The following is a 21,543-nucleotide window of genomic DNA, read 5'->3' on the forward strand; positions in this document are numbered from 1 at the left end:
CATGATCCATTTGAAGATTCAAAAGAAGGCCTTATTCGCGATTCTCCTGCTCCTGCTGGGAGTGTGCCAGGTGAGCTTGGCGCAGGCTGGCGATCAGACGTTGTTCTTCAAGAAACCGGCGGCTACATTCCATGAGGCACTGCCCCTGGGGAATGGCCAGTTAGGAGCCCTGATTGGAGGGAATCCGAGCCATGACCAGATTGTCCTCAATGAGAAATCCCTGTGGTCGGGTGGGGTGCAGGAAGCCGACCATCCTGCGGCCCACCTGTACCTGGGGCAGATCCAGAACCTCCTGTTACAAGGGAAAAACGCAGAAGCGCAGGCCCTGCTGCAAAAACAGTTTGTAGCTAAAGGCGCCGGGTCTGGAAACGGTAGCGGCAAAAACGTCCCGTTCGGGAGTTACCAGACCTTGGGCAAGCTGCATATTAAATGGGGAGACACCGCCGTAGCCTATACCCACTACCGCCGCACCCTGAACTTGGGCACCTCCACCGCCACCACTTCCTGGAAACGGGGCAACGTGACCTACACCCAGGAAGCCTTCCTGAGCATCCCTGACAAAATATTGCTCCTCCGGCTACGCTCCTCCGCAAAAGGAGGCCTGAATTTCACCACCACGCTCAGCCGCCAGGAAAATGCGCGGGTTTCCGCCAAGCCGAACCGGGTGGTGCTCACCGGGCAATTACCCAATGGCGACAAGCCGGGCATGCGGTTTATGGCGGCCGTGCAGGTGCAGGCTAAAGGAGGCCGAACCGTGGTCCAAGGCAGTGAACTCCAGGTCACCGGCGCTGATGAATGCCTGCTGCTCTGGACCGCCGCCACTGATTACAACCTGGCTGATTACACCCAACGCGGGCCGGACCCCGCCAAAACCGTGAACCAGGTGCTGGCGCAAGCCACTAAAATCTCGGTAGACCGGCTGAAGAAAAGGCATCTGGCATCCTTTGGCGATTATTGGCACCGGAACCAGTTCCAGTTGCAGGGCGCAGCGGCGGGCGTAGATACCTTGAGCACGCCAGAACGGCTCATCCGGTATGCGCAGAACAAGCCAGACCCCCAGTTGCCGGCTTTGTATTACAACTTCGGGCGGTACCTATTGATCTCCTCTTCGCAGCCGGGAGGCTTGCCCGCCAATCTGCAGGGCCTCTGGGCCGAGGAACTGCAAACTCCCTGGAACGGCGATTACCACCTCAACATCAACCTACAGATGAATTACTGGCCGGCAGAACCCACCGGCTTGGGTGACTTGGCTGCTCCGCTGCATGCGTTTACCGCGGGTTTAGTAAAAACCGGGCAGAAGACGGCGAAGGCCTATTACAACGCCCCCGGTTGGGTGGCGCACGTTATTTCCAATCCCTGGGGCTTCACCTCGCCGGGCGAAGGAGCCAGTTGGGGGTCCACCCTTACCGGAGGCGCCTGGCTCAGCCAGCATCTGTGGGAGCATTTCCAGTTCACCAGAGATTCCGCCTTCCTGGCCAAGTACTACCCGGTGATCAAAGGCGCGGCCACGTTTCTGGCGTCTATTCTGGTAGAAGAGCCCAAAAAGAAATGGCTCGTGACGGCGCCTTCCAACTCCCCCGAAAACACCTACGTCATGCCCTCGGGGTTCAAAGGCCAGACGGTGATGGGGCCCGCCATGGACCTGCAGATTTGCCGTGAGATCTTCGGGTATAGCCTGGAGGCCGCCCGCATCCTGAAGAAAGATGCGGCCTGGGCCGAGAAGATCGGTCAGATCAGGCAGCGGCTGGCCCCTAACCAGATTGGTGCCGCCGGTGACCTGAATGAGTGGCTGGAAGATTGGTCAGACGCGGAGCCAACCCACCGGCATGTGTCGCACCTGTATGCCCTGCACCCTTATGACGAGATCACCCCCTGGGCCACGCCGCCATTAGCCCAGGCCGCCCGTGAGACGCTTAAGCAAAGGGGAGATGGCGGCACCGGTTGGTCAAGAGCCTGGAAGATCAATTTCTGGGCGCGGCTTGGCGACGGCGACCATGCCCTTCTCCTGTTTAAACAATTGCTGACACCCGTGATCCCGTCCAGTGGCATGAACACCCGTTCCGGGGGTACCTATCCCAACCTGTTCTGTGCCCACCCGCCCTTCCAGATAGACGGCAACTTTGGGGGTACCGCCGGCCTGGCGGAGATGCTGCTGCAAAGCCATGGTCCGGAGAATGTGATCCGTTTGTTGCCTGCCTTGCCTTCAGACCCGGACTGGCAGAAGGGGCGGGTGAAAGGCATGCGGGCCCGGGGTGCCTTCGTGGTGGACTTCGCCTGGGAAAGCGGCCAGGCCGTGCAGGCGAAGGTAGTCTCCCTCCAGGGCGAACCCTGCCGGATTCTTTTGCCGCCCAATGCCACCGTGGTGGATGCAGGAGGGAAGACTTTGGCAAAAACAACTGAAAACGCCGCGGAGGTAAGGTTCAAAACCGTGAATAACGGCGTCTACCAAATCAGCATCAAGCGGTGAGGGTAGGGGAAAGTACTAAGCCGGAAGTGGTTGTTTTAGGTTTTTAGGTCGTTTTTAAAAAAAAGGTGCCTAAACCGCCGGAGCCTTTTCTAAGATAGAAGTGCTTCATGGGAAGGTAGGGAAGATCCTTCAGGCTAAACTCCTTGCCTCCAGAAACTGGAATCAAGGGTACTTTAAATGGGGGTAGGCCAAGTGCCGGAAACGATGAGTTATCCCTTGCAATTGGCCTATGGAGCCGTCGTCTTAAGAAGAAAGTAATGAAAGTTTTGTATGAGGTATCGTATTCCTTTCGGGGTAGAAAATAAGGTAAGGAAGGTTGGCCTACTGCTGGGGCTGGCCGTGCTGGTTGCCTGCCAGAAGCCTGGCAGCAACGTCGCCCCTGGTATTTCCCCGCTGGGGGGAAAGCAAGGCCAGGCGGCGGTCCGCCCGAAGACCCCTATCATGGGTTGGGCCAGCTGGAATAATTTCAGGGCCAACATCTCCGAGGAGATCATCCGGTCGCAGGCTGATGCCATGGTGTCCACTGGAATGAAGGCGGCCGGCTATTCCTACCTGAACATTGATGACGGCTTCTTTGGGGGCCGCGATGCGGAAGGAAACTTACTGGCCCATCCCACCCGGTTTCCGGGGGGAATGAAGGCCCTGAGCCGGTACATCCATTCCAAAGGCCTTAAGGCGGGAATCTACTCTGACGCCGGCATCAACACCTGCGCTTCTTACTGGGACAAAGATACCGTGGGGGTAGGCATGGGGCTGTACGGCCACGAAGAGCAGGACCTGCGGCTGATGCTACAGGAGTGGGACTATGACTTTATCAAAGTTGACTGGTGCGGTGGCGACTGGCTGGGGCTGGACGAGCAGACCCGGTATACCCACATTGGGCAACTGATAAGGCAAATCAAACCGGAGGCCGTGTACAATGTGTGCCGCTGGAAGTTTCCGGGTACCTGGGTGGTGCCCCTGGCAGATTCCTGGCGCATTTCCGGGGACATAGACAACACCTTCGCCTCCGTGATGCATATTGTGGATCTCAACGCCAACCTCTGGAAACACTCCTCCCCGGGCCATGTCAATGATATGGACATGCTGCAGGTGGGCCGGGGTATGAGCTATGAGGAAGATAAGACCCACTTTACCATGTGGTGCATGATGAACTCGCCCTTGCTGGCCGGAAATGATTTGCGCCGAATGACTCCGCAGACCATCAGTATCTTGACCAATAAGGAGCTGATTGCCTTAAACCAAGACAAATTGGGGTACCAAGCCCGGCGCCTGCAAGACCAGGGAGAGCTGGAAGTATGGGCCAAGCCCCTCCGCTCCACCATGAGCGGCCAGGTGGCGGTGGCGCTGCTTAACAGGTCGGCACAGAAAGCTACCATGGCGCTCCAGCCAAATTCGGTGGGGCTGGAGGCGGCCAGAGGCTATACCATCCGCAACCTGTGGGAGAAGAAAGAGTTGCCGCTTTCCACCAGCAAGAAGATGAGCTTTGAAATTCCGGCGCACGGCGTGGTAGTGCTGAAGGTAACGGGTACCGCCCGGCCTTTCAATGTCTTTCAATACAAATAACCATCGCCTTACCCGCCGCTTACCTTTTTAAACACCTATTACTGCCCTTTATGACCAAGAAACCTTACTTAAAGAAACATTTTTTCGGCCTGCTGGCTTTGTTACTGCTTTTTGCCTTGGACGGGCGCGCTTCTGATACATTGCGGGTGACCACCCACCAAAAGGTGACCGTGGTCACTGACCCCAGCAAGGGCACCAAGCATCATAAAGCCTGGGGCGTGTTCCCGAAGGTGAAAGAAGACATCCGCAGCATAAAATTGAAAGTACGCATGGGCTGCCCTGATAACATGCGCTGCGCCGACTGGGACTACAAAGACCATATCACCATCCGGAGGACCGGCGGGGTGAAAGGCGCCTCCCTGGATTATGAGGTTGCCCGCATGCTCACGCCCTATGGCGGGGCCTTCGCCAAAGACTGGCAGTTTAACTGGGAAGTGGACGTGACAGATTTCAGCCTGCTCCTGCGTGATAGCGTGGAGATAGACTATGAACACACCGGTTGGGAGCCTAACGAAGACCGCGGCTGGAGCGTGACTCTGGAGTTTGAGATCATCAAAGGGAAACCCGCCCGGCAGCCCATTGCCATCCAGAAGATCTATGACGGTGCCTACCGGTACGGCGACAGCGCCAAAGACATTGAGACCCTCTTGAAGCCTGTTTCTTTCCAGGCGAACCCGCAAGCTTCCATGGCCCGCCTGCGGGTGGTGCAGACCGGACATGGTATGGACAAACCAGACAACTGCGCCGAGTTCTGCAATAAATACCGCGAGATCTGGTATGACGGGAAAATGATTGACAAGCGCGACATCTGGAAAAAGTGCGGCGACAACCCTTTATATCCTCAGGCCGGCACCTGGGTGTACGACAGAGCCAACTGGTGCCCTGGTGACCTCATGCAGCCGGACCTCTATGACCTGGCGGTAAAGCCGGGTGGGCAGCATTCCGTGGACATCAACATGCAGCCCTATGTCTCCTCTAACCCCAGCGCTGACGAATTCATCACAGCCTATCTGATTCAGTACAAAGCGCCAGAAGCCAAGCATGACGTAGCCCTGGTAGACGTGATGGTTCCTTCCTCCAAAGACGCCTACCGGCGGCTGAACCCCGCTGGCGCCCAGCCGCAAATCCTGATCAAAAACCTGGGGGCTGAGCCCTTGCGGGAGGTGAAGGTACGGTACGGCACCAAGGGCTTCCCCCGGAAAGAATATACCTGGAAGGGCGAATTGGCCCCGGCCGCCGAGCAACACTTGGTATTACCCGGCCTCCTGCACGGTCAGGGAGAGAAAAATGAGTTCGAGGTAGAACTCCTGAAACCGAATGGGAAAAAGGACAAATACACGGCAGATAACAAGATGAGCAGCAGGTTTACGGCCGTGCCCGGCCAGGATAGCGTGCTGATCGTGTACCTGATGACCAACCGCCAACCCGAGCAAACCAGCTATTCTGTTAAAAACGCAGCCGGAAAAGTAGTGAAGGAACGGGCGGCCGGTACGCTCAAAGCCAACACCCTCTACCGTGACACCCTGTATTTAGATAAAGGAACCTACACCTTCAGCCTCCTGGACGCCAAAGGCGATGGACTGGAGTTCTGGGCCAACCCCAGAGGCGGTCGCGGCAAGGCCCGGTTGCTCAACCAGCAAGGCGCCATGCTCCAGGACTTTGAATCAGACTTTGGATCTTCTGTGCAGTACTCCTTTACGGTAGGTGGCCCAAAGGCGCCCGTAGCGGACCTTAGTTCTTTTGGCCTGTACCCCACGCGCACCAATGACAGCACTACCTTTGATTACTACGCCAACTCGCCCCAGGATGTGCTGGTGCAGATTGTCACTGATCCGGGCAACGTGGTGGTACACGAGCAAACCTATAAACAGATCAGGGAAGGGATCTTCACCTATGACCTAAGCCACCACCCCAAAGGAAGGTTTTACCTTAAGGTCTTGATTGGCGGCGAAGAGAAATTCAAAAAGCGCATCAGGCTGAAGGAGTAAGATCCTGTAAAAAAGACTAGGCACCAACCGGCTGCTGTTACCTGATTCCCAGGTGGCAGCAGCCGGTTGACGTTTCCAAGGAATTTTTAGATGAATAGGCCAAAAGAATGCCTTATCCATTTTAGGAGCCGGTTGACTGAAAATCCCGTAATCCAGTACACAAAAGTCTGTTCTTGTTGGCTAGTCCTGTTCCTGCATTGGGGAAGGAATTTTATAGGGGAAAAGTACTTAAGGAAGTAGACGTCAACGTCGCCGGGCTCTTTAGAGGCTATTTTCGCAAAGAAGGGGTAAAACATAGATATACTATTTAAGGAGGTTAGGCACATAATCGTATGGGTGAGGCTGTGCCCTAGAGAAAGCCGAGTATTCCTGGCAAAGGATGAAATGCTCAGCAGTGCCCATGTAGGTGAAGGAGATTCTAAACCCAGGAGCTATTGTGGAAGCTAAGAAATAGTCCCGTTTCCCGGTACATCAGAATATGAAAATGCCGGAGAAAGATGCCTCGCGTAGGTGTCCTCAAGAAGTATAGAACGGGTATATCCCTTAATTTCTTAAAACCGAGGCCTAAAGCTGCTTTCCGTAAAAAGCCACCTTTCCGCTGGAGGTGAAGACAATTACTGCCTTGGTAAAAGTGTCCTTTTTTTACAAGTGGACGGTAGTAATTAAAAAAATCAAAAAGTTTTTTTAATTATTTAAAACAAACACTACCTTGTTAACATAAATTTAATTTCAGGGGTAAACCAAGGCTTAAATTAGATGTTTGACAAGCAAACCGGTTATAAGAGGAGTGTCATCAAGTTCTTATATTTTACTAAGGAGCTCTCGTGTGCAGACCTAAGTAAACTTACCAAAAAGAGCCTTCCTCTGGTGACAAAGGTGCTGAATGAACTCATCGCAGAAGGGGCCGTGGTAGAGAATGGCTATGCGCACTCCACCGGAGGAAGAAGGCCCCAGATGTATTCCCTTAAAAAAGACCTGATGTTCGTGGTTTCTGTGGCCATGGATCAGTTAGTCACCAGGATTGCCCTTCTGGACATGCACAATACCTTAGTGGGTGAGGTGGAACAGATTGACCTGCCCCTCACGGATAACCCCAACGCGTTGCCCCAACTGGCAGACTACATTGATTCTTTCATCACCCAAACAGGGGTAGATAAAGATAGTGTTGTTGGGATTGGTATTGGAATGCCTGGGTTTGTGGATGTGGAGAAAGGAGTCAACCACTCTTTCCTGAAGACAAGCCAAGGAAGTATTGTAAGCCACATTGAGGCTGTAGTAGGGCTTCCGGTGCTCATTGACAATGATTCCAGCCTGGTAGCCTTGGCCGAGCAGAAATTCGGCGTCGCCGTCAAAAAAAAGAACGTCATGGTGCTCTCCCTGGGGTGGGGCATTGGGCTAGGTATGATCCTGAATGGAGAATTGTTCAGAGGAGACAATGGCTTTGCGGGCGAATTCAGCCACATTCCCCTTTTCACCAACAATAAGATATGTAGTTGCGGCAAAAGCGGCTGCCTGGAAACAGAAGCCTCTTTGTTGGTGGTAGTTGAAAAAGCAACCCAAGGCATAAAGGAAGGCAAGGTCACGATCCTACAGAACCTGCCTACCGACAGTGTAGAGGAAGCCTCCAATATAATCATGGAAGCGGCTCAAAGAGGAGACCGCTTCGCCATTGAGCTGTTCTATGAAATTGCCTATAATATAGGGCGAGGGATTGCCATTTTGATCCATTTACTTAACCCTAAATTGATTGTGCTAAGCGGAAGAGGTTCCCAGGCCGGGCGACTGTGGCTAGCTCCCATCCAGCAAGCCATTAATGAACATTGTATTCCTAATATCTCAGAGAATGTAGAGGTCAAGGTTTCTTCTTTGGGGCACCAAGCTGAAGTGATAGGTGCCGCAGCATTGGTGATGGAGAACTATGATAAGAGCAGGAGTAAAGGAGGGAAAAAAAGTGCTGTGCTACTGGCTCACTAACAAAAAAGAAGGTAAGACTTCTAAAGAAGTTAAGATTTCAAGCCGACTGACGTCTACCTCCCTTTCAGAAAAGTAGGCTTTCTGAAAGGGAGGTTAGGAAATGGAGAAGATGCTTGCTGGGTAGAAGCCGGCAGGATTTGGTGGCAGTTTTTCTCTTGTTTGGAAGAAGTGATGGAAAGCTCACAATGTAACCTGCCATCCTTGGACCAGGATTCTGATATAACTCAATGCATTCATTGTATTGTCAAATAATACGAGCATTTGACAAAAAATACTTAAGTAGGCAGGTTTTTTAGGTTAAAAGAGTGTGTACGAACACACTAATTAACTCATTAATTAAATTTATTTTTATCAAACTATTATTTATGATCTAAAATACCTACCTTATTGATGTTATAGTTGCGTGGACGGACAATATTTTCAATAAGGTAACTTGTTTTATAAGTATCTACTTGACACTTCCAAAAAAAGTGTCCGCGATACTGTTATGCGAAAAATTACTTTCTGTATTGTTTGAGTGTCATTTTAACTAATTATAAACCAATTCCTGTATGAAAAACAATTACAAACTACCCATTCTGTTGCTATTAGCGGGCTCTATGAGCGTGCCCGTTAACGGCCAGATGTTGGCTGATCTCAGGAAGAAGAGTCCTGGGGTAGGAGCCGCCCAAAACTTAGGCACTAATTCAACTGCTTTCCAACAATCCACACCGGTGGAAGGGAAAGTTACTTCCGCTAACGGGGAGCCGCTGGCCGGAGTAACGGTTATGGTAAAAGGCACTACCACCGCTGTTTCTACGGGCATTGACGGAACTTTTAAGATAAATGCACCCGCAGGCGGTACCCTTGTCTTTACCTTTATAGGGTTCCAGAGGCAAGAAGTAGCAGCGGCAGGCAAGGCCAACATCACTGTCACCTTGCAGGAAGATTCAGAAGCGCTGGATGAGATTGTGATTGTAGGCTTTGGTACCCAGAAGAAAGCCAACCTGACGGGTGCAGTTTCTACTATTGATGCCAAAGCGCTTGAATCTAGGCCTGTCCAAAATGTAAGCCAGGCCCTGCAAGGCCTTATACCGGGTCTTAATTTGCAAACAGCAGGCTTAGGAGGAGAATTAAACCAAAACCTAAATTTCAATATAAGAGGGGTTGGACAAGTAGGTACTTCCACCAGTTCAATGCCTTTGGTATTGATTGATGGCATGGAAGGAGTTTTAAATGCCATTAATCCGCAGGACATAGAATCTATTACAGTTCTTAAAGATGCGGCAGCTTCCTCCATTTATGGGTCTCGGGCTCCTTTTGGGGTTATTTTAGTGACCACTAAGAAAGGCAAGGCAGGAAAAACTACGGTTAATTATAACAATAATTTCCGAGCTACCAGCCCTATTGGGTTACCTACTATGTTGGACTCCCATACGTTTGCACTTTACTGGAATGAAGCCGCCGCGAATGATGGGGAAGGGCCTAAGTTCAGCCAAGCCGTGCTAGACCGAATAGTGCAGTTCCAAAAAGGGGAAATCAAGGATGCGACTGTTCCCAATGCCAACGGGAGGTATGAGTATTATACCGGTTCAAACGCCAATACTGATTGGTTTAAAGAGCAATACAAAAAGTATGCTTTTTCCCAAGACCATGCCATCAGTCTGAACGGGGGCTCTGAAAATACCCAGTTCTATGCTTCCTTGGGTTATCTAAACCAGGGAGGGTTGTCTAAGTTTTCTGGTGATGGATTCCAACGTTATACCGCCACTGGTAAAATAAGCACTACCGTTAGTAAATATGCGAAGTTGGTTTACACTTCTAGGTACGTGCGGGAAGATTTCTCCAGAGCCTCGCATATGAATGATTTGTATTACCATAACATTGCCCGTCGCTGGCCTACCATCCCTGTCAAAGATCCTAATGGACATTATTCAGACCCTAGTGAAATCGCACAGTTGTTAGATGGGGGCCAAACCAAGGACCAGCGGGATAATGTTGTCCAGCAGGGCCAGATTACCATTACTCCTGTCAAAGGGTGGAATATCATTGCTGATCTTAATTACCGTATTACTAATTATAATCTCCATAGTGATATTACTCCCGCCTATGCTTATGATGCCAATCAGAACCCTTATGCGTTAGCAGTTGGGTATAATCCAGCCGAGTATACTTCTGTTAATGAGTCTGTTAGAAAAGACAATTTTTTTGGGGCTAATCTTTATTCCAACTATGAGTTCAAAGTAAAGGACAGCCACAATTTCAAAGTGTTAGGTGGGTTTAATACTGAACTTTTAAAGTTCCGTACCTTGGCAGGCTTCCGCACTGGCCTTATCACTGCTGAACTTCCCACTATCAATACGGCTATGGGTGACAGCAGGGTTTCCGATGGGCAGTACGGCCACTGGTCTACTGCTGGTTTCTTTGCTAGGTTGAACTATGATTACAAGGGACGGTACCTCTTGGAAGTAAATGGCCGCTATGATGGTACTTCCCGGTATATAAGAGAAAAGCGGTGGAATGTATTCCCATCGGTCTCTGCGGGCTGGAATATTGCGGAAGAGAGCTTCTGGGCGTTTGATAAGATCCAGGTATTAAAGTTTAGAGCCTCTTATGGTGAATTAGGGAACCAGAATACTAATAATCTTCATCCTTTCTTCGCCACCCTTCCTGTTTTCTCAAATAATGGAACCTGGTTGGTAAATGGGATAAGGCCAAATACAGCTAATTCTCCTGGCTTGATTAGTGAGTTTCTTTCCTGGGAAAGGATAACCACTATGAACGTAGGGTTTGATTTAGGGGCCTTCAATAATAAACTGGCTCTAAACCTTGATTTCTACAAGCGTAAGACCCTTGACATGGTAGGGCCAGTGCCGGACCTGCCAGCAACTCTTGGCGCCCAAGTGCCATTCTACAATAACTCTGATATGGAGTCAAGAGGATTTGAAATTGAAGCCAAATGGCAGGATCGTATTGGGCAGCTAGGGTATAGTGTTCGTGCGGTACTCTCTGATGACCAACAAAGAGTAACTAAATATCTTAACGTTACCGGGGATGTTAATAATTGGTATAATGGAAGAAAAGTAGGCGAGATATGGGGATATACCACTGTGGGAATAGCCAAGACTAAAGAAGAGATGGAGGCCCACCTGGCTACTACAAGCCAAAGTTTATTAGGAGGCAACTGGGGAGCAGGTGATATCATGTATGCTGATTTAAATAAAGACGGCAAAGTGAATGGGGGGGCCTTCACCTTAACTGACAAAGGAGACCGTTCTATCATTGGGAACAGCAGCCCTAGGTATAGATTCAGTCTGGACCTAACTAGTGACTGGAAAGGATTTGACATGAGAATTTTACTTCAAGGCGTAGGTAAAAGAGATTACATGCCAAATGGTCCCTATTTCTGGGGTGCCTCAGGAGGAATGTGGCAATCTGCCGGTTTTGCAGAGCACATGGATTTCTTCCGTGATGAAAATTCTGGAATGGTGAAGGCAGGTAAAGCTGAGGTAAACCTTGATTCTTATTTCCCTAAACCCTATTTCAATACTGGTAAAAACCAACAGTCTCAAACACGTTATTTGCAAAATGCGGCTTACGTAAGACTAAAAAATGTGCAGATCGGATACACAATTCCTGAAAGATTCACCTCAGTGGCAAGAGTTTCCAGAATGCGTGTCTATTTGTCCGGCGAAAACCTGCTAACCTTTACTAAGTTGATTGATATTTTCGATCCGGAAACTGTAGCTCTCAGTGGCTGGAACGATGGGAAAACATACCCATTGGGAAAAGTCCTTTCTGGAGGCCTTAGTGTAACCTTCTAATTTGTCTTAAAATGAAAAAAAGTATATCTGTTAAATTATACACGGCTTTGGCTTTTTTAGGCCTTTTTGGAGCTACTAGTTGCAATGAATTTCTGGACCGGGAGCCATTATCCTTGGTGCCACCTTCTAAATATCTGTTGACGGAGAGTGACTTGGCATCTTATACCATTGCCCGCTACAACTTTCCAACACACAATGGATTCAATGTAGGAACGCATGGTAATGATAACCATACTGATAATCAGGCTACTACTAATGCCGCTACCCGCTGGGTACCGGGGGAATTTCGGGTTCCGCAATCTGGAGGAAATTGGGAGTTTTTCAATATCCGTCATATAAATTACTTCCTTGGGGATGTGGTACCGCGCTGGAAAGAAGGTAAAATCAAAGGCAATGCTACCAACATAAACCATTACGTAGGAGAGGCATACTTTCTGAGGGCATATGAATACCTAAATAAAGTACAAGCTTTCGGAGACTTTCCAATAGTCAAAACGGCCTTCCCAGATGTACCAGAATTGCTGGTGGCTGCCTCTAAACGGAGACCAAGAAATGAGGTTTCGCGGTTCATCCTCTCAGACCTTGATTCTGCCATTCAGTTTCTGAGTGCAACCCCTCCAGGGGGCAAAAACAGGATTTCTAAGAATGCTGCCCTACTATTGAAATCCCGGGCTGCCCTCCATGAGGCTTCCTGGCTCATGTACCACAAGGGAACTGCCCATGTACCAGGTGGCCCTAACTGGCCTGGTGCCGGAAAAGTAGAGAACTTCAGCATCAACATTGACGCAGAGATTGACTTCTTCCTCACGCAGGCTATGGCATCTGCTGAGGTGGTAGCAGAGGCTGTGCCATTGGTGGCCAACACCAAAGACAATGGGTATAACTCCTCTCAGAACCCATATTTTAACATGTTTGGAGATCAGGACATGAATAAATATTCTGAGGTGCTGTTGTGGCGTCGGTATGACCCTACGTTGGGTATTAACCATAACGTAAACCACTACATCAACCAAAACGGTGGTAATACGGGTTATACCAGAGGGTATGTGGAAAATTTTCTGATGGCAAATGGCTTGCCTATCTATGCCGCTGGTTCAGGGTACAAAGGCGATGATTCTATTTCTACCGTGAAGGAAGGCCGCGATAACCGCCTTCAACTGTTCATGAAAGCCCCTGGTGATTTGCGCTATACAGACAGAACCAATACCAACGGTACTCTTATTTTGGAAGGTAAACCAGACATCATAGGCTTGGTTGAAACCCGGTATGTGACGGGGTATGCGGTGAAAAAAGGCTTCTCTTACTTATGGGCAAATTCACAAGGTAGCATGGGGTCAACCGGGAGCATCGTCTTTAGAGCAGTGGAGGCCTACTTGAACTACATAGAGGCTTCTTACTTAAAGGAAAAAACCCTGAATAGCAAAGCCACCAAGTATTGGAGAGCGATCAGGGAGAGAGCTGGGGTGAACCCTGATTTCAACATTACCATTGCCGCTACCAACATCAACGAAGAGGCCAAAAATGATTTTGCGGCTTATTCAGCAGGAAAACTCCTTACGGACATGACCTTGTACAACATCAGGAGAGAGAGACGCTCTGAATTCATTGCCGAAGGTATGCGGTACACAGACCTTAAGCGCTGGAGAGCGATGGATCAACTTAAAACCACTCCTTATATCATTGAAGGTTTCAAGCTTTGGGGCCCAATGCAGGAATGGTACAAAGATCCTACCAAGGGTACTTCTCTTCTCATTGAGGCAGGTACCCCAGGTAAAACAGCTAACGTTTCTAAGAAATCATCCAGTCTGTACCTACGGCCTTATCAGGTTAACTTGACAGCCACTAACTTAGTTAGAGATGGGTACAGATGGGCATTCGCGCATTACTTGGAACCAATTCCTATCAAGGAATTCCTGCTTACTAGCCAGAACAATGACCTAAGCACCTCTGTCATCTACCAGAACCCTGGTTGGCCTACAGTAGTTAACTCAGGAGCGACAGAGTAACTTTTTTCGCTTGAAGTCATTCTTCTGACTATTAAAAACTTTTGGACACGGGGTAGTGGGGTAGAACCTATTACCCCGTGTCATAATGTTTGGCCAGTGGTGAATTCCTAAATACCCAAAATGGAATATTGAGAGGCCTGCATGTCTCAACCACTTGTACTTCTTGTGCCTGCTTTTGAAGCCATCTAACAACCAATGCTTTCATAGATCTTTCCTTCTACTGCTCTTTTTAAAAAACAGCCCGCAAAGAATTTAGGAACAGGTAAGCCCCCGGATTTTACGGTTCCAATCCCACCACAGAGCAGAAAAAGATAACTGTGATTTATTGATTTGTCAAGCATCTGAATAGGACGTAGAAGCCGACGCTGTTCCTCTGGGTACCAATATTCCCCTACTTTACCTCCTCCTGAAATGATGAAAAAACTTTACGTTTTCCTGTTACTCTTGTGCACTGGTTGCGCTACGGTGCCCCAGAAAGGAACCACCTCAGACTGGACCCTGCTTTGGGAGGATGAATTCAATAAAGACGGCGCCCCAGACCCCAGCAAGTGGAGCTATGCGGGTCGGAGATCCCCGGATTGGGCCTGCTATTGCGCCGATAACCCAGAGATCACCTATGTGAAAGACGGGTTGCTTTATCTGAAAGCCGTTCTGAACCAAGACAAAAACGATACCGCCAAATACCAAACGGCCTGTATCCACACCAAAGACAAGTTCGTCTTTACTTATGGCAAGGTGGAGGTGAGGGCCAAGCTCTCCAAGGGCAAAGGTTCCTGGCCGGCTATCTGGCTCATGCCGCAGGACAGCAAATACGGCGGTTGGCCTAAAAGCGGGGAGATTGATGTCATGGAGCACTTGAACTATGATACCATCTTTTACCAGACCCTGCACAGCGAGTACATTGACCAGATGAATCAGAAAAAGAATCCGTTGTACTTCGCCACCCCTGCATTTAAAGAAGGAGAATTCAATGTGTTTGGGTTGGAGTGGTATCCAGACAGAATGGATTTTTTCGTCAACAACCAGAAAACCTTCACCTATCCCAGAATAGAGAACGCAGATGCACGCCAGTGGCCCTTTGACCAGCAGTTCTACCTCATCCTGAACCAAGCCCTGGGGGGGAACTGGGTAGGCACCATCAAAGATGAGGATCTGCCCGTGCAAATGGTGGTGGATTGGGTAAGGGTGTTCCAAATGCAGGATTCACAGAAGAAGCCGGTAAACGTGCTCAAATAAGGCTCCCAAAAGGAGACATTTTTTCAGAGCTTGTTTAATGGCTATTTTCTTAAAAACCCAGCAAAAAGGTTGATTCCTACCATTGCTAGGAGCGCTAAGGCCCCAAGGTCTTTTCCTTTCAAGTTGCTTTTAATTCTATGTATAGTATGCTTGCCAGTTGTTCTAAAAGAAGTTTTTTAGTTATCCTGCTTTCCTGTTTCTCTTTGCTCTCCTGGGCGCAGCAGGTGCTGCCACAACCCCAGGAAGCGGTAATCAGTCAGGAGGGTTTTGTGCCTGTCCGGCCTTATCGGGTTAGTGGATTACCCGCCAGTGAACAATCCGTTCTGGCGTTGTTGAAGGCTGGGTTGCCCATCACCCAGAAGGGGAAATCCCTTCCTCTGAAAATCTCGAAACTGAAAGAGAAAGATGCTCGCCTGCAACGCTCAGGCGCGTACAAGCTCACGGTTACTCCGCAGAAAATAACCATTGAAGCCTTTGACGACCGGGCCACCTTTTATGCGGTACAAACGCTTCTCCAGCTAACCAAGAAAGATAAAAATGGCCAGGTAACGCTCTTGCCCGCCACCATTGTGGATTTTCCGGATGTGGCGTACCGGGGTACGGTAGAGGGATTTTACGGCGAGCCCTGGAGCCATGCCGACCGCTTGGAGCAATTGCGGTTCTACGGCAAACTGAAGCTGAATACCTACATCTACGGTCCTAAAGACGACCCTTACCATTCTTCCCCCCACTGGCGGGATCCCTATCCGGCCAAGGAGGCGGCCCATATCAAAGAGCTAGCCGACGTAGCCAAACAGAACAAGGTGGAGTTTGTGTGGGCCATCCATCCGGGCAAAGACATCAAATGGAACCAAGCAGACAGCGCGGCCGTGTTGGCCAAGTTCAACCTGATGTATGACCTGGGGGTGCGGGCGTTCGCGGTCTTTTTTGATGACATCTCGGGGGTAGGTACGGATGCCCACATGCAAGCCAACCTCCTGAACCACATCCAGCGGAACTTCATCAACCAGAAAAAAGACGTGGCCCCGCTCATCATGTGCCCTACTGAATACAACAAGGGCTGGGCGAACAAGAAAGAAGGTACCTATCTTGACATTCTGGGCCAGAAACTAGACCCCGCCATCCACGTCATGTGGACGGGCAACCGCGTGGTAGACGATATCACCAAAGAAGGCCTGGAGTGGGTGAACCGGAGAATCAAGAGACCCGCCTACGTGTGGTGGAACTTCCCGGTAAGTGACTATGTGCGCAACCATCTGTTGATGGGGCCTTCCTATGGCCTGGACCAGCAGGCGGCCCAGGATATGTCGGGCTTTGTCTCTAACCCCATGGACAAAGCAGAAGCATCAAAACCGGCTATCTTCAGTGTGGCTTTGTATAGCTGGAACCTGCAGGCGTATCATCCCCAGAAAGCCTGGGAAGCGGCCCATGCCTTCCTCATGCCCGAGGCCACCGCGGCCTTCAGAACCTTCAGCGCGCACAACAGTGACCCGGGCCCCAACGGTCACCTTTACCGCCGCGAGGAATCAGTAGAGCTTAAGCCCCATTTGCAGTCCTTTCTGGAGGCGTACCGGAGCGGGCAATACCCGGCGGAAGCAGGAAAACTACTCGCCCAGGAATTCAGGAACATAGAAGCTGCTGGTCCTGAGATCAGGACTAAGAGCACGAACCAGCGGCTGGTAGAGCAGATAGCCCCCTGGCTGGTTCAGTTCAACTATTTAGGAAAAGCCGGTAAACACGCTATGTTTATGGCAGAGAAGAAGGCCAGCGGTCAACCTGGCTCGGCCTGGGCCGAATACCTGCGCGTGGAAGCCTTACTGGACAGCATGGCCCTGGTAAATTTGACGCTCAACCAGAACCCCTACCAACCGGGGGTGAAAACCGGGGCCTTGCATGTGAAGCCTTTTGTAGAGGAACTCTTCCAGCATACCGGCCGCTCCTTCCTGAACCAGAAAGAAGCTTCTGGTCAACCTGCCCAGGCAGATGCTTTGGTGAACGCCCCCTACAGCAAAGCGGTCCGGTTTGCCTCGCAGCCGCTGGTGTTCAACAACCAAGGCCTTTCGTTTTCGCCCATGCTGGAGACCGTGTTCCTTGACACCACCGAATACCTGGGCCTGAAAATGGGAGATGCCTGGCAGGCGACTGCCTTGTCTTTCAATTTTTCCACCAACAACCTGGGTGCCTGGGGCGTATTGGAGGTTTCCTCAGATGCCAAGACGTGGAGAACGGTGCCCCTGACCGAACAGCGCGGCAAAGGAAGAGTGGAGTTCGCTGACCCTTCCATCCGGTATGTGCGGTTCAGGAACAACTCTGCCAAAAGACAGAACTTCTACCTCAAAGAATACCGGCTGGAAGTGAAGCCAAAGGTAGGCCAGGACCCCTCTCTCTTCGCCTATGACAAAAGCATCAACACGTACCAAACCATTAAGGGAGGCCAGCCCGTGACGGTAAAGCTGCCCGCAGAATTGAAAGGTAGTCCGCTGACCGTGTTGCTAAGAACAGATGGTGTTCCCGTGACCATTTCGGTTCCTGGTAAAAAGGGGACTCGTCAAACCATTTATAGGGGCAGTGAGGCTTATGTGACCCTGGCGGCCAGCCAATTGAAGAACGTTTCCCAGCTGGTCTTTTCCTCTGAGGCCGCCCAACCCATTAGGATCTATGAAATCGTGAAAGGGCAATAAACAGGAAGGACCCTCCTTTTGGGGCAGTTTCAAGGAAAGAGACTCTCAAACAAGGCGCTTGCAGGCAAGACATTCAAGCTATCTATTTTGTTTGAACGGTCCACTTTCTACCGATTTTGTCATTCTGAAAGGATTTTGGTGCGAACTGGAAAGGCTTTGTTGAACCGCCTTTACCGTTCTCTCACAAGATCCTTTCAGAATGACATAGAAACAGGGAATGGGTAGTTTGTCCTCAGAAGGAAGAGAATGGGGGAGGTGCAGGACCGTGTGCCCGGGCTGGGCTATTCCTGGGATCAGGCGGCCTCTCCAAAATTGCGCCGGTTGCCACCCTTCCTTTTTGAAGCAAGAGGAGGGCTTTAGAGAAGGGATTTCTTCCGCTGCGTGCTGTATAATTGACTTTAATTTCTCATGAAACGTTTCCTGATACTCGCTATTTACTTGTTTCCGTTGCTCTCCCTGGCGCAGCAAAGGCCTAATATCATTGTGTTTCTGGTAGATGACATGGGTTGGATGGATACCTCGGTGCCCTTCAGCGGAAAGGTGGAGGCCCTGAACCAGCGGTACCATACCCCTAACATGGTACGCTTGGCCCGCGAAGGCATGAAGTTCACCAATGCCTATGCTACCCCCATCTGTACGCCCACCCGGGTAAGCCTGATAACGGGCCTGAACGCGGCGCACCACCGCGTCACCAACTGGACCAATATCCGCCGTGATGCCCCCACGGACCACCCCGATTCCACGTTCCTCCCCCTGGCCTGGAACTACAACGGCTTGAGCCCAAAGCCAGGGGTGCCGCACACCGTGACCGCCATCCCTTTGCCCAGGCTGTTGCAGGAAGCCGGGTACTACACCATCCACGTGGGCAAGGCGCATTTTGGGTCCGCCGGTACACCGGGCGCCAACCCGTATAACCTGGGCTTTCAGGTCAACATTGCCGGGAACGCCGCCGGGCACCCCCAGAGCTTTCTGGGTACCGAGAACTACGGCAACCTGCCCGGGAAAATCAGCTGGCACGCCGTGCAGGACCTGAGCGAATATTATGGCACCGAGACCTTCCTGACCGAGGCCATCACCCTGGAGGCCCTGAAAGCCCTGGACGGGGCCGTTAAAACCAAGAAGCCTTTTTTCCTGCACCTGTCCCACTTCGCCCTGCATGACCCCTTACAAGCCGACCCGCGCTTTATCCAGAGATACCAGGACGCCGGTTTAGATCCCCAGGAGGCGAAATACGCCAGCATGGTGGAAGGCATGGATAAAAGCCTGGGAGAGGTGCTGGCGTATCTGCAAAAGAACAAGCTGGATCAGAACACTCTTCTGCTGTTCGTGTCTGATAACGGCGGCCTCAGCATGGGTGCGCCCCGGGGCGGGAAGCCGCAAACCCACAACCTGCCGCTGCGCGCCGGCAAAGGATCAGTGTACGAAGGCGGCATCCGGGTGCCTCTGCTGGTGCGCTGGCCGGGCACAGTAAAGGCGGGAACCACCGCCCACCAGTACCTGATCATAGAGGATTTCTTCCCCACGTTGTTGGAGGTCGCCGGGGTGAAAAAAGTCCCTGCGAGCCAAGGGGTGGACGGAAAGAGTTTTTTGCCTCTTTTGAAAAATCCAGCCTTGAAAGACACCAATCGGGTGCTGGTGTGGCACCACCCCAACAATTGGCTGCCGCAGGGCGGGCCAGGCATCAACTACAAGAGCGCAGCCAGGCAAGGAGACTGGAAACTGGTCTACGACCTGCGCACGGGGCAGAAAGAGCTGTACCACCTGCGCTCAGACCTGGGCGAAACCACTGACCTGGCCCACCGGCACCCGGAAAAAGTAGCGGCCCTGTCCAAGGCCTTAGGGCAGCAGTTGCGGCACTGGAACGCTTTGCTGCCCATCTTTAAAAACACCAATACTCCCGTGCCTATGCCAGACCAAGCCTGGCCCCAATGAACCTCTGAAAGTGGGGTGTTTTTCCCAAAACAGCCTAAGAAAGATTATCCTAACTTGGGGTTCGGAATAGGGGCCTTTCTCAAGAAAACCTTGAATGAAGGAATGCTTCCAACCGCCAACCTCAGAAACCATTCACCACAGAAAACAACCCTATGCCCACCCGCAGAGAATTTGTGAAAACCGGCAGCCTGGCCGCCTTAGGCGTGGCCACCACTGGTTTTTCCCTCATGTCTTTCAGTTTCAAAGACTCCTTCAAGAGCCAGCGCCCGGCGCCGGCCAACCGAAACTTCACCAGCCAGATCATTGAGAAGAAGCTGCAGGAGGTGAAGAAATCCATCGGGGACCAGGAGATCGCCTGGCTCTTTGAAAACTGCTTCCCCAACACCCTGGACACCACCGTGTTTTACAAAGAGGTGAACGGAAAACCAGACACCTTCGTGATCACCGGCGACATAGAGGCCATGTGGCTGCGTGATTCCACCGCGCAGGTGTGGCCGTACCTGCCCTTCGTGAAGCAGGAGAAGAAGCTCCAGAACCTGGTGGCCGGGGTCATCAACCGCCAAACCAAATGCATCCTCATTGACCCCTACGCCAACGCCTTCAACGACGGCCCCAAGGGCAGCGAGTGGGAAAAGGACCTCACCGACATGAAGCCCGAACTGCACGAGCGGAAATGGGAGATAGATTCGCTTTGCTATCCCATCCGGTTGGCCTACCACTACTGGAAAACCACCGGTGACACCAACTGCTTTGACCAGGAGTGGCAGAAAGCCATGCACCTGGTGGTGAAGACCTTCAAAGAGCAGCAGCGCAAAGAAGGGAAGGGGCCTTACACGTTCCAGCGAAACACGCCCAAGCAAACCGACACCGTGGCCGGTGCCGGTTATGGCTATCCCATCAAGCCGGTGGGGTTGATCTGCTCCACGTTCCGGCCTTCAGATGACGCCACCATGTACCTGTTCCTGGTGCCATCCAACTATTTCGCGGTGGTATCATTGAGGCAATTGGCGGAGCTGAGCCAGAAGGTGACCAAAGACGCGGCGTTTGCCGCCGAATGCACGGCCCTGGCCAACGAGGTGGAGAACGCCCTGAAGCAGTACGCGGTGGGCGAGCACCTGAACTTCGGGAAAGTGCATCCTTTTGAGGTAGACGGTTTTGGGAACCGGTTGTTCATGGATGACGCCAACATTCCCAGCCTGCTGGCCATGCCGTATCTGGGCTGCTGCTCTCTCCAGGACCCGGTGTACCAGAACACCCGCAGGTTCGTGTTGAGCGAGAACAATCCTTGGTTTTTCAAGGGCAAAGCAGGACAGGGCATCGGCGGTCCGCACGTAGGCCCGGAGATGATCTGGCCTATGAGCATCATCATGCAGGCCATGACGAGCCAATCAGATGCCGAGATCAAGAACTGCCTGCACATCCTGAAGACGACGCACGCGGGCACTGGTTTCATGCACGAGACCTTCCACAAAGATGATCCTTCCAACTTCACCAGGAAGTGGTTTGCCTGGGCCAACACGCTGTTCGGGGAGTTGATCCTGAAACTGCACGCCGAGCGGCCTCACTTATTGAAAGCCTAACTAAGTAGCGTTGGGGGCTTGTTTTTCAGATAATAGGCCCCAAACGCTACCAGGTTAGGCAATACAATGAAACTGGTTAGGAAAACAGAATAGTTGACCACCCAGCTACTATTCCTTCGCCCTTGTTGGTGTTCTCACCAACAAGCAGAATAGCCCCTACCTTTGGGTTTGTTGGTGAAAACACCAACAAAGGCGGCAGAAAAGCGGAAGAGAACCAAGTGGCGTTTGGGGCTTGTTTTTCAGGAAACAGGCCTCAAAGGCTATGGAAGGTTTTGCCATACCATTGAAAAGACAGTTCAGACATAGAACT

The 21,543-nt window shown here is 51.2% G+C and carries 10 protein-coding genes and 1 pseudogene; all 11 read left to right on the forward strand.

Annotated features, from left to right (window positions below; all coding sequences use genetic code 11):
* Position 1: 1 nt before the first annotated feature.
* The 11 genes and pseudogenes from FOE74_RS15185 to FOE74_RS15230 all read left to right on the forward strand — a co-directional run bounded on the left by FOE74_RS15185 (position 2) and on the right by FOE74_RS15230 (position 21,233).
* A complete protein-coding gene (locus tag FOE74_RS15185; RefSeq protein WP_149099474.1) occupies positions 2–2,467 on the forward strand; it encodes a glycoside hydrolase family 95 protein in 2,466 nt (821 codons plus the stop codon).
* A gap of 270 nt (positions 2,468–2,737) precedes the next feature.
* On the forward strand, positions 2,738–4,033 hold the full coding sequence (locus tag FOE74_RS15190) for a glycoside hydrolase family 27 protein (RefSeq protein WP_149099475.1): 1,296 nt from the start codon (positions 2,738–2,740) through the stop codon (positions 4,031–4,033).
* Between the two features lie 50 nt (positions 4,034–4,083).
* The gene (locus FOE74_RS15195) at positions 4,084–6,021 is read left to right on the forward strand and encodes a peptide-N-glycosidase F-related protein (protein WP_149099476.1); all 1,938 of its coding nucleotides are present in this window, start codon (positions 4,084–4,086) and stop codon (positions 6,019–6,021) included.
* An 867-nt stretch (positions 6,022–6,888) separates the two neighbouring features.
* A complete protein-coding gene (locus FOE74_RS15200) occupies positions 6,889–7,995 on the forward strand; it encodes an ROK family protein (RefSeq protein WP_225840840.1) in 1,107 nt (368 codons plus the stop codon).
* A 551-nt stretch (positions 7,996–8,546) separates the two neighbouring features.
* Positions 8,547–11,798 (forward strand): SusC/RagA family TonB-linked outer membrane protein, encoded by a 3,252-nt coding sequence (locus FOE74_RS15205; protein ID WP_149099478.1) that lies wholly within the window; start codon positions 8,547–8,549, stop codon positions 11,796–11,798.
* A gap of 11 nt (positions 11,799–11,809) precedes the next feature.
* Positions 11,810–12,457, forward strand: a pseudogene (locus FOE74_RS21740) (RagB/SusD family nutrient uptake outer membrane protein); the annotation flags it as partial.
* Positions 12,458–13,804, forward strand: coding sequence for a RagB/SusD family nutrient uptake outer membrane protein (locus FOE74_RS15210; RefSeq protein ID WP_229726197.1), 1,347 nt, complete (start codon positions 12,458–12,460; stop codon positions 13,802–13,804).
* Between the two features lie 411 nt (positions 13,805–14,215).
* Complete coding sequence (locus FOE74_RS15215) at positions 14,216–15,040, forward strand: glycoside hydrolase family 16 protein (protein WP_149099480.1); 825 nt, start codon at positions 14,216–14,218, stop codon at positions 15,038–15,040.
* Between the two features lie 137 nt (positions 15,041–15,177).
* Complete coding sequence (locus FOE74_RS15220) at positions 15,178–17,721, forward strand: beta-N-acetylhexosaminidase family protein (RefSeq protein ID WP_149099481.1); 2,544 nt, start codon at positions 15,178–15,180, stop codon at positions 17,719–17,721.
* A gap of 408 nt (positions 17,722–18,129) precedes the next feature.
* Complete coding sequence (locus FOE74_RS15225) at positions 18,130–19,653, forward strand: sulfatase (protein WP_149099482.1); 1,524 nt, start codon at positions 18,130–18,132, stop codon at positions 19,651–19,653.
* Positions 19,654–19,805: 152 nt separating this feature from the next.
* Positions 19,806–21,233, forward strand: a complete 1,428-nt coding sequence (locus FOE74_RS15230; RefSeq protein ID WP_149099483.1) for a glycoside hydrolase family 125 protein — start codon at positions 19,806–19,808, stop codon at positions 21,231–21,233.
* Positions 21,234–21,543 lie beyond the last annotated feature (310 nt).

Origin of the sequence: Rufibacter glacialis (assembly GCF_008271745.1) — a bacterium.
GTDB lineage: Bacteria > Bacteroidota > Bacteroidia > Cytophagales > Hymenobacteraceae > Nibribacter > Nibribacter glacialis.